Source organism: Trinickia dinghuensis (assembly GCF_003367175.1).
Classification (GTDB): Bacteria; Pseudomonadota; Gammaproteobacteria; order Burkholderiales; family Burkholderiaceae; genus Trinickia; species Trinickia dinghuensis.
In genome coordinates, this window is record NZ_QRGA01000001.1 from 156,653 (window position 1) to 169,336 (window position 12,684).

Annotated in this window: 13 protein-coding genes; 5 read left to right on the forward strand and 8 right to left on the reverse strand. The window is 60.9% G+C overall.

Annotated features, from left to right (window positions below; translation table 11 throughout):
• The first annotated feature begins 428 nt into the window (after positions 1 to 428).
• Positions 429 to 1,670 carry an MFS transporter gene (locus DWV00_RS00660; protein ID WP_115531617.1) on the forward strand — a complete coding sequence of 414 codons (1,242 nt, stop codon included), beginning with the start codon at positions 429 to 431 and terminating at the stop codon, positions 1,668 to 1,670.
• A 94-nt stretch (positions 1,671 to 1,764) separates the two neighbouring features.
• Complete coding sequence (locus tag DWV00_RS00665) at positions 1,765 to 2,844, forward strand: porin (RefSeq protein ID WP_425452705.1); 1,080 nt, start codon at positions 1,765 to 1,767, stop codon at positions 2,842 to 2,844.
• Between the two features lie 101 nt (positions 2,845 to 2,945).
• Here the strand turns inward: DWV00_RS00665 and maiA are convergent, their stop codons facing one another.
• The 7 genes from maiA to DWV00_RS00700 form a co-directional block, all read right to left on the reverse strand.
• Complete coding sequence (gene maiA, locus DWV00_RS00670; RefSeq protein WP_115531619.1) at positions 2,946 to 3,590, reverse strand: maleylacetoacetate isomerase; 645 nt, start codon at positions 3,588 to 3,590, stop codon at positions 2,946 to 2,948.
• Between the two features lie 15 nt (positions 3,591 to 3,605).
• Entirely contained in the window at positions 3,606 to 4,304 is a 699-nt protein-coding gene (locus DWV00_RS00675; RefSeq protein WP_115531620.1) for a fumarylacetoacetate hydrolase family protein, read from the reverse strand.
• A gap of 112 nt (positions 4,305 to 4,416) precedes the next feature.
• Positions 4,417 to 5,469 (reverse strand): gentisate 1,2-dioxygenase, encoded by a 1,053-nt coding sequence (gene gtdA / locus DWV00_RS00680; RefSeq protein WP_115531621.1) that lies wholly within the window; start codon positions 5,467 to 5,469, stop codon positions 4,417 to 4,419.
• 10 nt (positions 5,470 to 5,479) lie between these two features.
• Positions 5,480 to 5,791 (reverse strand): non-heme iron oxygenase ferredoxin subunit, encoded by a 312-nt coding sequence (locus DWV00_RS00685; RefSeq protein ID WP_115531622.1) that lies wholly within the window; start codon positions 5,789 to 5,791, stop codon positions 5,480 to 5,482.
• Positions 5,792 to 5,799: 8 nt separating this feature from the next.
• Complete coding sequence (locus DWV00_RS00690; protein ID WP_115531623.1) at positions 5,800 to 6,273, reverse strand: aromatic-ring-hydroxylating dioxygenase subunit beta; 474 nt, start codon at positions 6,271 to 6,273, stop codon at positions 5,800 to 5,802.
• Between the two features lies 1 nt (position 6,274).
• A complete protein-coding gene (locus DWV00_RS00695) occupies positions 6,275 to 7,531 on the reverse strand; it encodes an aromatic ring-hydroxylating dioxygenase subunit alpha (RefSeq protein ID WP_115531624.1) in 1,257 nt (418 codons plus the stop codon).
• A gap of 49 nt (positions 7,532 to 7,580) precedes the next feature.
• The gene (locus tag DWV00_RS00700) at positions 7,581 to 8,567 is read right to left on the reverse strand and encodes a 2Fe-2S iron-sulfur cluster-binding protein (protein ID WP_115531625.1); all 987 of its coding nucleotides are present in this window, start codon (positions 8,565 to 8,567) and stop codon (positions 7,581 to 7,583) included.
• 135 nt (positions 8,568 to 8,702) lie between these two features.
• Between DWV00_RS00700 and DWV00_RS00705 the strand changes: the two genes are divergently transcribed.
• The 3 genes from DWV00_RS00705 (at position 8,703) to DWV00_RS00715 (ending at position 11,755) form a co-directional block, all read left to right on the forward strand.
• On the forward strand, positions 8,703 to 9,605 hold the full coding sequence (locus tag DWV00_RS00705; RefSeq protein WP_115531626.1) for a LysR family transcriptional regulator: 903 nt from the start codon (positions 8,703 to 8,705) through the stop codon (positions 9,603 to 9,605).
• Positions 9,606 to 9,778: 173 nt separating this feature from the next.
• Positions 9,779 to 10,912, forward strand: coding sequence for a porin (locus tag DWV00_RS00710; protein WP_115531627.1), 1,134 nt, complete (start codon positions 9,779 to 9,781; stop codon positions 10,910 to 10,912).
• Positions 10,913 to 11,122: 210 nt separating this feature from the next.
• A complete protein-coding gene (locus DWV00_RS00715) occupies positions 11,123 to 11,755 on the forward strand; it encodes an outer membrane lipoprotein (protein WP_115531628.1) in 633 nt (210 codons plus the stop codon).
• Positions 11,756 to 11,773: 18 nt separating this feature from the next.
• Here DWV00_RS00715 and DWV00_RS00720 read toward each other — a convergent pair whose 3' ends face one another.
• The gene (locus tag DWV00_RS00720) at positions 11,774 to 12,583 is read right to left on the reverse strand and encodes a glucose 1-dehydrogenase (protein WP_425452689.1); all 810 of its coding nucleotides are present in this window, start codon (positions 12,581 to 12,583) and stop codon (positions 11,774 to 11,776) included.
• Between the last annotated feature and the right edge of the window lie 101 nt (positions 12,584 to 12,684).

A 12,684-nucleotide genomic window follows, 5' to 3' on the forward strand; every position in this document is an offset into this window, starting at 1 on the left:
TGCCTCTAACCGCCGCTCGCAAAAGGTGGCCCAGTGTAGCAAAGGCGGAAAAAGCGGAAAAATACTGGTCAACCCGCAAACCGCCCCTCGGTGCCTCGCACGTGGCGTCATTCGGGCGCCGAATTCGAATTTCTCAACAAGCACTCCCTTCAATCGGCGTCTCGGCGAGTCAAGCGACGCGTCCCGGCTAAGCAAAGCCGAGCGTTTTTGTTTCTCTATCGTGGAGCCCACTAAGCGATCCGCGCCACGCAGCGCGGACGACGACCCGTATCGACCGATTTGCCGCCCGGCAATTCGCGACGCCGGAATCCACGATCCACGAGGAGACACCCTGTGACCCGCAAAGACTTCATGTGCTTCATGCCGCCCCTACGACACCCGAGCCGCACACATCGGGCCGCGAGCATTCGTCATCTCGAGGAGAAGGCATGATGCGCGCCGGCTATGAAAACAAACTGCTTGCCATCCTGTCTCTGAGCTTCGGTTTCGTATTCTTCGACAGGCTGGCTTTGTCGTTCCTGTTCCCGTTCATATCGAACGAACTGCATCTGACCAATGCTCATTTGGGCATGCTCTCTTCCGTGCTCTCCCTGACTTGGGCGCTATCGGGCGCGACTCTCGGTGCATGGTCGGATAAGCGCGCGTCACGAAAACCCGTATTGATCGTCGCGGTCATCGCGTTTTCCGTGCTGTCTTCGCTGTCGGGATTCGTCACCGGATTTCTGTCGCTGCTGCTGTTCCGAGCGCTGATGGGAATCGCCGAAGGCCCCGTGCTGCCGGTTTCTCAATCGCTCCTCGCGGAGGCGTCCACACCCGCTCGCCGCGGACTCAACATGGGTATCGTCAACGGTTCGGCGCCGGGCTTGCTCGGCGCGGTCTTGGGCCCGCCCGTGCTGATCTGGCTCGCGACGACGCATGGCTGGCGCACGGCGTTTCTCGTATCGATCGTGCCCGGCATCGTCATCGCGGCGCTGATCGCGCTGTATGTGAAAGATTCGCGCACGAACAACAACCGCGATGCCGCTAGGACGACGCACGAGCGGGCCCACACGGACTGGGCGGCGCTGCTGAAAAACCGCAACGTCGTGCTGTGCGTGTTGATCGCGTGCTGCTATCTGACTTGGTTCGTCATCATCGTCTCGTTTGCCCCCACGTTCCTCGTTCAGTACCACCATTTCCCGGCGCAGACGATGGGCTACATCATGAGCATGCTCGGCTTCGCTTGGGTTGGCTGGAGCTTCATCGTGCCGGCCATCTCCGACCGCATCGGGCGCAAGCCGGCCATGGTGATCTTTTCTGCGATCGCGGCGGTCTGTCCGATCTTGATGATCTATGTGCCCGACGCCGGAACGATGGCGCCGCTCGTGCTCGTGACCTACACCGGCCTGGGCTGCTTCACGCTGTTCATGGCGACGATTCCCGCGGAAAGCACCGACCCGCGCGCGATCGCTACCGCGCTGGGTTTGATCATGGGGGTCGGAGAACTGACCGGCGGATTCCTCTCGCCCACCATCGCGGGCTTCGCGGCCGATCACTACGGCATGCCTGTCGTGATGTGGATCGCGTCGGCCGGCGCGATCGTGCCTGCCTTCCTCTCCGTTTTCCTGCGAGAAACCGCACCCGCCCGCGTCGGCACCGCCAATGTGCGCTCCATGGCCGGCGTCGAATGAATTGCAACTTGCGCGAAGCAGTTGGACCACGGCCTGCAGCCGGGCCGAGACACCACCACTAAGAATCGAATAATTTCGGAGACAAAGCGTGTGTATCAAGAATGGATTGGTTAATGCATCGATCGTCGTATCGGGTTCGATGTTCGCGATTGGCGCTCACGCCCAAGGCAGCGTCACGCTCTTCGGCATCGTCGACGGCGGCATGCTCTTTCTCAGCAAGACGCAGAATGCATCGGGCAGCAATGGCGGCAAGCTGACCGGTTTCACCGACAGTGGGCAAGTACCTTCACAGTTCGGGCTAACGGGTACCGAGGACTTGGGCGGGGGCCTTACGGCCGAGTTCAAGCTCGAAAGCGGCATCGACATCGGCAACGGCGGCTACAACGACTCGAATGGGAATTTCTTTGGACGGGAGGCCAATGTCGGATTGAAGGGCCCATTTGGCGAAGTCAAGGCCGGCCTGCAATTCTCGCCCTTCTTCAACACGCTGTTCGACCTCGATCCGCGCGCGCTCTCGCAGTTCGGCAGCAGCTTGCCGATTTATTTGAACTACGCCGCGGCGACCGGTGTCTTCAATGCCAATTCGCTGTCATATTCGAGCCCGCGGATTGCCGGCTTTCAAGGCAGCCTCATGTATGCGCTCGGGGGGCAAGCGGGGAATTTTGCGGCGGGACGCCAATATTCGGCGAGCCTGTCATACCAATGGCGCGGCTTGAGTATCGAGGCGGCGTTTTACGACGGCAACCCCGGCGGCACCGTCCAGACGAATCCGCCCTCCACGCTCGGCTTCGAAGGCCGCATGGTCGGGGCCGTCTATCGATACGCCAAGCTCACCGCGAAGGCTTCCTACACGAACTACAAGGTTGCGGGCAGCGGGGTGAACAACGACGTTTATGGAGGCGGGCTGGACTACGCTTTGACCCCGGACCTCGACCTGGACGGAGGCGTCTGGTACACGAGCAATCGCAACGATCGATCGACCCATGCGCTGATGGGCGCATTCGGCGCATCGTACTTCCTGTCGAAGGCGACGACACTCTATGCGCAAGTCGGAGCGGCAGACAATCATGGCTCGTCGGACCTCGGGCTAGAGGTTGGCGATGCTCCTACCTCGCTGCATGCGCCCGCGGGCACGACCGTTGGCGCGGACATCGGTATTCGTCATGTGTTCTGATGTGGCCGGGGGCGGTTCAGCATCAACTTGAAATCAACGCCAATCCGCCACCGATTTCGACCATCGGCGGCGGCACGATCTCGGCCCACCCATTCGTCTTGTTATGGCGAAACAAAGTCCGGCTGTAAGCTCGGCTGTGCCGCCGCAAACGCCGGATGCTCGCTCGCATGCCGAAACACGGCCTGACTCAGCGGATACTCATCCAGCTCGCAGCCCATTCTCAGCGCATTCGCCATCTGCGGCACGAGACAGCAATCCGCTAGCGTCGGTGTGTCGCCGAAGCACCATGGGCGGCTGCCATATTTGGCGAGCAGCCGCTCCGCCGCGGCCATGCCCTCGTCAATCCAATGCCTGTACCACGCGCTCTTTTGCTCCGGCGTGACCCTCAACTCCTGATCGAGGTACCGAAGTACACGAAGATTGTTGATTGGATGCATATCGCACGAAATCAGGTACGACAGTTCCAGAACACGGGCGCGCCGATCGAGATCGTCAGGAATCAACTTTGGGCTGGGAAAACGCACATCGAGCCAGTCGATGATCGCTAACGACTGCCCGAGGCTGAAATCACCATCGACCAGTGCCGGCACGGCCGCGGAGGGGTTGGTCCGATCCACGTAGCCGGCATCGCGATGTTCCCCGGTCCGGATATTCACCGGCACATAGTCGAACGGCACGCCTTTGAGCGCCAGCGCGATGCGCGTGCGATACGACGTCGAGCTGTTGAAGAAACTGTGAAGTTGCATGGCCTGTCTTCTCGATCACACTACCCGTGCCCGCAACTCGCCCAGCCGCTCGATGCCCACAACCATGAGATCGCCGGCCCTGACTGCCCCCACGCCTTCGGGCGTTCCCGTGTAAATCAGATCGCCGGGTTCGAGCCGGAAGAACCTCGATAGATCGGCGATGGTTTCGGCAACCGACCAGATCAAATGCGACACGTCGCTCTTCTGCTTCGTTTCCCCATTCAAGGTCAGCCATATCGGCGCGCTTTCAAAGTGCCCGACGTCGCTCGCGCGGTAGACCGGCCCGATCGGCGCCGAACGGTCGAACGCCTTGCCGATCTCCCACGGGCGCCCCATCTCTCGCATCTTCATCTGCAGATCGCGACGCGTCATGTCGAGGCCGATGGCGTAGCCGTACACATGCTCGAGCGCTTTCTCCACCTGGATGTCGGATCCCGACTGGCCGATCACCGCGACAAGCTCCGCCTCGTAGTGATAATTGGCCGTCTGCGACGGATACGCCAACTCGAGCGTTTCGCCTTCGGCTACGGGCACCACCGCGTCGGTGGGCTTGCAGAAGAAGAATGGCGGCTCGCGGTCGGGATCGAATCCCATCTCGCGCGCATGCGCCGCGTAGTTTCGGCCGACGCAATACACGCGACGCACGGCGATCGTCGTGTCGCTACCGGCAACGGGGATGGCGACGGGCGCCTCGGGAGGGAATACAAACGCCATGATGAGAGGTTCCTTGCTTGAATGAGTTACGTGAGTATTGCTCAGGTAGATTGAAATAAATTTTGTGCAGAACATGCGGCGACCGGGTCGACGGCCCGATGCCCGTCGGCGGTTACAGCCGCGCCTCGCGCAACAAATTCAATGCCGCTAACACAGGGCGATCGGAGTAGCTGAACAACACGCAATCGCTACTTGCACTGAGGCTGACCGGTTGCCATGACGGCGCGACGAATACGTCGTGCGCATCGAAACCAAACGCTTTCCCGCCGATTCGCGCAACACCGCTTCCTTCGACCGCGCAGTAGATCGTTGCATCGGTGCTGCGGTACGTCTTCCCTGCAAAGCCGGCCGGCAGGAACTGCATGAACGTGGCAATCGTGGGCATCGGCCAGCCTCCTGTCATCGGATTGACGTACCGAAGCTTCACGCCGTCGTATTCATCGAGATCCCCATTCCGATAGAGCGCGTCGAGCGCTTCCCGGCTGCGCTCGTAGGGATAGCTGAATATCGGCGAAGTCGGATCCGTGACACGATGGCGAACCGGCGCCATGTTGTGTCCGAACCGCGCAAAGCTGTCGCCCTCGGGCCGGAGCACCGGCTGCGTGAGCTCCGGATAGGTTTCGGCAAAACCCGCATCGAGATGGCCGACCAAAGGAATATCGAGGCCGTCGAGCCAAACCACCGGCTCGCCACCGGCCTCAATGGCCGGATTCCCGTGGTCGTGCCAAGTCCACGACGGCGTAATGATGAAATCTCCCGGATGCATGGTGGTTCGCTCACCGTCGACGGCCGTCCACGCACCGTGCCCCTCGACGATGAATCGCAGCGCGGATTGCGTATGCCGATGGCTCGGTGCAAGCTCGCCGGGCAAGATCAACTGCAAACCGGCATACAACGTCGACGTGATGCTCGATTTCCCCGGCAACCCGGGGTTTTCCAGCACGAGGACGCGCCGCACCGCTTCCTCGGCACTGATCAGCGACCCGGCTTCCATCACGAGATCACGGATATCCGCGTACTTCCAGATCGCGGCAACGGCCTGAGGCCTTGGCTCCTTCGGAACAAGGCTGTGCAGCGATTCCCAAAGCGGCGACAACCCCTGCGCTTCCAGTTGTCGATAGTAGGCGGCGCGCTGCTCGCTCAGGGTCGTGGCAGTGATGGACATCTCGTGATCCTTATAGTTCGACGAAGACGCAGCCGTCCTCGACCTTCACGGGATACGTGCGAATATCCGACGTCAAAGGCTCGCACATTGCCTTGCCGGACCGCACGTCAAACTTGCCCTGATGCAATGGGCACTCGATCTCGTGCCCATCGAGAAACCCGTCGCACAAGCGAGCGTGCCCATGAGTGCAGATGTTGTCCGTCGCAAACACCTCGCCCCCGACACCGTAGATCGCCAACTCCTGGCCACCCGCATTCACCGCGGTCACGTCGTCCACCGGAACCGCCGACAACGCGATCACTTTCATCCACTGCTTTTCCATGACTCACCTCAGAGGGGATAGATGATCGAGTTCGCGATCATTTCGCTGTCGAAGACGCAAACCTTCGATTCGAACTTGAGGCCGGCCGCCGTGCGGCGAATCGTGTCGAGGTAACGTCCTACGTTGAATACCGTGGGCAGTTCATCGGGCTTGGTCCGAAACACGGCGTAGTTGGCTTCCGTATCGATTCGCCCTTCTTCAGCGCACAAGATGCGCGGCACACCGATTACGTGGCGCTGATAGTACGGATCGTGAAAGATCGTTTCGGTAATGCCATACACGCGGTCTTTCAACATGCCCTTGCTTTCGAACGCGAGCGTGGCAAGCGGCAGCCCGCGATCGAAGTTCTCGCGAGGCTGGATCTTGTACGTGCATTCGTCCGTAAAGAATTCGGGCCACTTGTCCCAGTCGTTGGTGTCGACGACCGACGCGTAATCCGCGTAGAGTGAAAGTACTTCTTGATAGGTTTCGAAATCGAGCATCTCAGACCTCCATCACGCGACGCCAGTAGTCGTACATGCCGCGTATCAGCGTTTCCGTCACCATGTGGTCGGTATTGGCAACCTCGCGCCCGCCCAATTCAGCGATCGTTCGATGGAACGGTTTCTGTTCGAAACCTTCCTGCGAGAATTCGATGACTTCACCGTCATCGGCAGAAACGAAACCCGCGGGCCCGAACAGATTCGCTTGACGCAAACGCCGGCGCGTCATTTCATCGGTATCGTCCTCGAATCCGAAATGCGTCCAAACGAAGTCGAACGAACCGTTCCCGTTCGGCTGAATATGGCGCGTCGACACCGAGTTGACCTGCTGCTGAACGATCACGCTCGGGAAAATCGTCATCATCACGGCGGTCGGATCACCCCACCACGGCTCGTGCACGACATCCAAGAACCGATCGTCGTTCAGCGTCATGCGATCCTTGAAGCTCGTGACGCCGCTCGTGACTTCGCCCTTTCCGCCGGTGCCGCGCGTCGAGATCATCGCCGCGTGGCGAAATTGATCGTCCATCTTCAGTTCCGACTTGTTGTCTGCGCGCCAAAGGCCGAACGTGACGAACCAGGTGTGGAGCAGCCCCGGATGATAGGGATCCTTGATGTTCTCCTGCATCAGCTTCCAGTTGCCGGGAATGCGTTGCCGGTTATAGCCGAGGATCTTCAGCTTGCGGCCGTCGAATACACGGTCGAAATATTCGAGGATGGTCGGTCCGAGGTAGGTCTCGAGCGACGGAAGCTCATAGTCGAACGATGCAAAGATCACGCCGTTTCGGCAGGCGACGTTGAGCTTCGTCAGTCCGTGCTGCGTCGGATCGAAATCGGCCGGCATGCCGCCGTTCACTTTCCCATCGGCCTTTACGCCTCGGCGGAACGGAACGCCGACGAGGTTCCCCTTCAGGTCGTAATTCCATTGATGGTACGGGCAGGTGAAATCCTTCCGGTTGCCGAATTTCTCGCGGCAAAAGCGCACGCCGCGATGCGCGCAGACGTTTTCGACGACGGCAACTTCTCCGTCTTGAGTACGCGTGACGATCACCGAGCGCTCGCCGACAACCGTGCGCTTGAAATCGCCCGGATTCGGGATTTCGGCTTCGAGGCCAACGTAGCACCAGTGATTCGCATAGAAGAAGCGATCGAGTTCGCGTCGATAGGTTTGCTCGTCCGTGTACGCCCAGAACGGAATACGACTCGAACCCTCCTCCTTCCAGCTCGGCCGCGCGAAGGTAACGGGCGCCTCACTCATGATTCGTCTCCTGATTTGAAAACTTTAAAAGCGTTGCAAATGACGGATGTCAAACGCCGCTCGCATAAAATGCATCGGCGTACACGTGTTCTGCCAGGACGCCCTTTTGACGGAGCAGGATCGTCGAGGCATCGACCATCGCCGGCGCACCGGCGATGTACGCCCGCCAGCTTTTCAGGCTGTCCCAATCGTGTTTGACCGCATCGGTCACGACGCCCGTTCGATACGGCCCCGGCTCGTTCGACGACGTCACGACGACGTGAACGGTCAAGCTCGGCAACCTTGCCTTGAGTTCGTCGAGCCACGCCATGCCATAGATGTCTCGCGGCGAGCGAACGCCGAAGTAGAGATCCACCGGGTGCGTCAACCCGCGATCGGCCATCCCGCGAACGATCGACAAGATCGGCGCGAGGCCCGTGCCGCCGGCAATGCAGATGATCGGATCGGACGTCTTCGTTCGCAGATAGGCGGTACCGAGCGGCCCGCTCAACCGAACGGCGTCTCCCACCTTCAATTGCGTAGCGACATACGAGGTGACGCGCCCGCCCGGCACGACGCGAATGTGAAACTCCGCTTCGTCGCCGCCCGCGGCAACCGCCATCGAATACGGCCGGACAAGCTCCGGCGAGAATTGCAGCGATGCGTACTGCCCCGGAGAAAACGCGAACGGCTTGGACAGTGCCAGCCGCACGCGCTTGATGTCGTGCGTCAGATCCTCGATGCCGACAACTGTCGTCTTGATGATCTTCGACGGATGGACGACGATCTCGTCGACCTCGGGAATCTCTATCACGCAGTCTTCGACGAGCGTCGCCTGGCAAGCGAGCACCAATTCTCCGTCGGTTGCCGGGCGGTTCGTCTCGGCTGCCCCTGTTACCAGCACGTTGCCCGATACGATTCGGCATCGGCACGTGCCGCATCGCCCCGCCGTGCAGCTGTACGAGATCGGGACCTGATGATTGCGTAGCGCCTCCAGCAGATTGTCGCCTGAACGAACATCGAGCGTTCTCTGCAGCGGCAAGATAGATACTTCCATGGGCCTGCGTCTCCGAATCGTTCAACCTATGGGGCGCATGATGCGCTCGCCTCCGCTATTGATAAATAGAAATACGTTGATAAGACACATCACTGACAGTGATAATGCGATCGAAGCGAAGGAAGGAGACCAAAGATGGAACTCAAGGACATCGACCTGAACCTGCTCGTCGTATTCAACGAGTTGCTGCGGCAGCGGCGTGTATCGGCCGTCGCCGCCACCCTCGGCATTTCGCAGCCCGCGATCAGCAACGCGCTGAACCGGCTCAGAAAAGTGCTCGGCGACGAACTGTTTCTGCGCACGTCGAAGGGAATGACGCCGACGCCGTTCGCGGAAACACTTGCCGAGTCGGTCGGGTATGCGCTTGGGACGCTGCACGATGCGCTGAATGTGAAATCGGGCTTCGATCCGAGCACCAGCACGCGTGCGTTTACCGTTGCGATGACCGATATCGGCGAGATTTACTTTCTGCCCGGCCTCATGAAGCACCTGGCCAAGGTCGCGCCTGGCGTGTCGATCAGCACGGTGCGCAATCAGTCGGACGCGCTGCGCGACGAGATGGAGCGCGGCAATGTGGATCTCGCGATCGGCTTCCTGCCCGATCTGAAGTCGGGCTTCTTCCAGCGGCGTCTCTTTCGTCAGAAATATGTGTGTCTGTTCCGGAAGGGACATCCGCTCGCCAAAACCGGCATGACGACGAAAGCGTTCTTGGATTCCGAGCACGTCTCTATCGTGGCCGAAGGCACGGGGCACGGCATGGTCGATGCCGCGATTCAGCGGGCCGGCCATCAGCGCAACGTCCACCTGCGCGTACCGCACTTCGTCGCGGTCGGCCACATCCTGCAGACAACCGATCTCGTTGCCGTCGTGCCCGAAGCCTATGCGGTCCGCACGCTCGCGCCGTTCGACCTCGTCAGTGCGCCGTGCCCGCTGAAGATCCCCGACATCACGATCAACGTGCTGTGGCATGCGCGCAATCATCGCGAGCCCGGCAATCAATGGCTAAGGCAACTGGTGTTCGATGAGTTTTCGATTTAGGACTTTCCCTACGCCAACCATCCACCCGTCCCGGCGGGCGCAGACCGGGGGCCGGGCCGCATCAAAATAACGGTTGTGAATGTCGCTCATTCACGCACTCGCGTAGACGCGCCTACGACGACTCGGCAACCTTCGTGACACTTAAAAGAAACAAACATAGTCACGGAGACGAAATGAAGTTATCGACATGGTTTGTCACGGGGCTCGCCGCATTCAGCGCATCGGCATTCGCCCAAAGCGGCGTCACGTTGTACGGGGTGATCGACACCGGGATCGAATATGTTTCACATGCCGATGCCGCCGGCGACAACGTGCTACGCATGCCTGGCGTCACCGGCGAATTGCCCTCACGGTGGGGACTGCGAGGCGTCGAGGATCTCGGCGGCGGACTGAAGACCGTATTCCAACTCGAAAGCGGCTTCAATCCCAAAGCCGGCGACATGGGGCAAGGCGGCCGGCTGTTCGGGCGCCAGGCTTGGGTCGGATTGCAAGGCCCCTGGGGCACCGTGTCGTTCGGGCGACAGTACACGATGACGTTCTGGGGGCTCGCGGATTCCGACATCCTGGGTCCGGACATTTACGGCAGCGCGTCGCTCGACGCCTATATCCCCAATGCACGCAGCGATAACACGGTGGCTTACAAGGGGACGTTTCATGGTTTGACGCTCGGCGCGACGTACTCTTTCGGCCGCGACTCGGCCGGAACCGGCAACTCGCCAGGCCAAGGCACCTGCGCGGGCCAGGTCGCCGGGCATGCCAGCCAGTGCCGTCAATGGAGCGCAATGGCGAAGTACGACATGAAGGCATTCGGTGTGTCCGCCGCCTATGACGAGCAACGTGGGGGCACGGGCGCCGCGGCAAATTTCTTCAACGGCGTCGCACCGTTCGCGTTGACCAACGAGGGAGACAAGGATAGCCGGACGCAGGTCAGCGCATATGGGATGCTTGGTCCAGTCAAGCTGGGCGCCGGCTGGATCGGGCGCCACGTGGAGACCGTTTCGCCCGCAGTGCCCGACGTGCGTTCGAATTTGTTCTTTGCCGGGGCGTCGTATCTCGTCACGCCCACCGTTCTACTCGATGGCGAAGCGTTCCGCATCGTCGATAGCGAGCAAGACACTCGCGCAACGATGACCACGTTGAGAGGCACCTACTTCTTGTCGAAAGCCACGGCCGTTTATCTCCAGACCTCGTATTTGTGCAATAGCGCGAAAGCGCATTACAGCTTGAGCTCGGGAGGCGGCGGTACGACGCCCGCCGCCGGTAATGGCCAGTTGGGCGTGATGGCGGGCATACGGCACATGTTTTGACGGGACCTGCCCGCCACGGCCGCACTTGGCGCGGCCGTGGCGCGTAAGGCGCTTGGCATCGCTAACCGAACCCTCCAACCTGCGCGCGGCAACAGACCTTACACACTGTTACGCCGCGCCCCCTCACAGCCAATCCGGCTTTCCCTATACTCCGATCCGCAACCCATTCATTTGCGCTTTTCGAGCGCGCGATCGATACAGAGAAATCCGATGAAACGCCTCACGCTGACCAAGACCGCCCTCCTCGTTCCGCTCGTCGCGGCCTCGGCGTTATCGCTCACCGCGTGCGTTGCGCCGAATCCGTACGGAGCCTATGGTTCCCAGCCTCAGTACGCGCAGCCGGCCTACGGTCAGCCACAATACGCTCAGCCGGCGCAGCCGCAGTACGCGCAACCCCAGTATCCCCAGCCGCAATATGCTCAGCCGGACGACCAGCAGCCCGCCTATGCGCCGCCGCCTCCGCCCCCGGCACCCGCGCCCACGTATGCTCAGCCGCAGGGCGGCTACGGCGAACAATACGGCACCATCGCCGGCATTCGCCCGATCGGTGGAGCAACGAGTCCCTCGGGTGTAGCAGGCACGCTCGTCGGCGCACTTGTCGGTGGAGTAATCGGCAATCAATTCGGCCGCGGACACGGACGCGATGCCGCAACGGTAGTCGGTGCCGTCGGCGGTGCGGTGGCAGGCAATCAGATCGGCCAAAGCATGGGCCAGCCCGCCGGCTATCGCGTCGACATTCAATTGAGCGACGGCACGATGCGCTCGCTCGACATGCAATCGCCGGGCGATCTGCGTCCGGGCGATCGCGTACGCATCGACGGGAATCAGATCTCGCGGTATTGAGAAAAAAGGGCTAGAAGTTCAAAGCGTCGCCGTCACGCCGCCGTCGACATAGAGGATGTGGCCGTTGACGAAGTTCGATGCGTCGCTCGACAGAAACACCGCGGCACCAACGAGATCCTCGACATCGCCCCAGCGACGCGACGGCGTACGCCCGATCAACCAGCTACTGAACTTTTCGTCCTTCACCAACGCGTCCGTCAGCTCGGTCTTGAAGTACCCGGGGCCGAGCCCGTTCACCTGGATGCCGTGCTGGCCCCAGTCGATAGCCATGCCCTTGGTCAGCATCTTGACCGCGCCTTTGCTTGCGGTATAGGCCGCGATGCTCGGGCGCCCCAGCTCGCTCTGTACCGAGCAGATATTGACGATCTTGCCGCGCTTGCGCGCGATCATGTATCGCGCGACAGCTTGCCCCACCAGGAACACGCTTTCGACGTTGGTCTTCATCAGTTCTTCCCACTGCTCGTGAGAAAATTGTTCGAGCGGCGCGCGCCGCTGCATGCCCGCATTGTTGACCAGAATGTCGATCGCGCCGATCTCCCGTTCGATGCGCGCAATCGCGATCTCGACGTCCTCCGGCAAGGTTGCATCGAATTTCGCCGCATGCACCGTCGCGCCTTCGTCGTGCAAGCGTGCGACGGCTTCCGCTAACCGGGCCTCGTTGCGCGCGTTCAGCACGATTTCGGCACCCGCGCCCGCCAGCCCTTTCGCGAGCGCAAAACCGATTCCCATACTCGACCCCGTAACGAGCGCACGGCGGCCCGTAAGGTCGAACATTTGCAGATTGCTTTTCAATTCGACTCCTGTTTCATTCCTTGGGCGCCGATCCATCGAATGGCTTCGGCGACGTTGCATTCCGCCTCGCGCCCCGCGGGAGGAGACGGCGCGCGATCCTTCCCAGCCGGCTATTTCATCGCATACAGTTTACGCCC

What these genes read in the sequence shown, in the direction of transcription:
- DWV00_RS00660 (WP_115531617.1), top strand. Translation starts at nt 429, where the DNA reads ATGATGCGCGCCGGCTATGAAAACAAACTGCTTGCCATCCTGTCTCTG.
- maiA (WP_115531619.1), bottom strand. Translation starts at nt 3,590, where the DNA reads ATGCAACTTCACAGTTTCTTCAACAGCTCGACGTCGTATCGCACGCGC.
- DWV00_RS00675 (WP_115531620.1), bottom strand. Translation starts at nt 4,304, where the DNA reads ATGGCGTTTGTATTCCCTCCCGAGGCGCCCGTCGCCATCCCCGTTGCC.
- gtdA (WP_115531621.1), bottom strand. Translation starts at nt 5,469, where the DNA reads ATGTCCATCACTGCCACGACCCTGAGCGAGCAGCGCGCCGCCTACTAT.
- DWV00_RS00685 (WP_115531622.1), bottom strand. Translation starts at nt 5,791, where the DNA reads ATGGAAAAGCAGTGGATGAAAGTGATCGCGTTGTCGGCGGTTCCGGTG.
- DWV00_RS00690 (WP_115531623.1), bottom strand. Translation starts at nt 6,273, where the DNA reads ATGCTCGATTTCGAAACCTATCAAGAAGTACTTTCACTCTACGCGGAT.
- DWV00_RS00695 (WP_115531624.1), bottom strand. Translation starts at nt 7,531, where the DNA reads ATGAGTGAGGCGCCCGTTACCTTCGCGCGGCCGAGCTGGAAGGAGGAG.
- DWV00_RS00700 (WP_115531625.1), bottom strand. Translation starts at nt 8,567, where the DNA reads ATGGAAGTATCTATCTTGCCGCTGCAGAGAACGCTCGATGTTCGTTCA.
- DWV00_RS00705 (WP_115531626.1), top strand. Translation starts at nt 8,703, where the DNA reads ATGGAACTCAAGGACATCGACCTGAACCTGCTCGTCGTATTCAACGAG.
- DWV00_RS00710 (WP_115531627.1), top strand. Translation starts at nt 9,779, where the DNA reads ATGAAGTTATCGACATGGTTTGTCACGGGGCTCGCCGCATTCAGCGCA.
- DWV00_RS00715 (WP_115531628.1), top strand. Translation starts at nt 11,123, where the DNA reads ATGAAACGCCTCACGCTGACCAAGACCGCCCTCCTCGTTCCGCTCGTC.
- DWV00_RS00720 (WP_425452689.1), bottom strand. Translation starts at nt 12,583, where the DNA reads ATGGATCGGCGCCCAAGGAATGAAACAGGAGTCGAATTGAAAAGCAAT.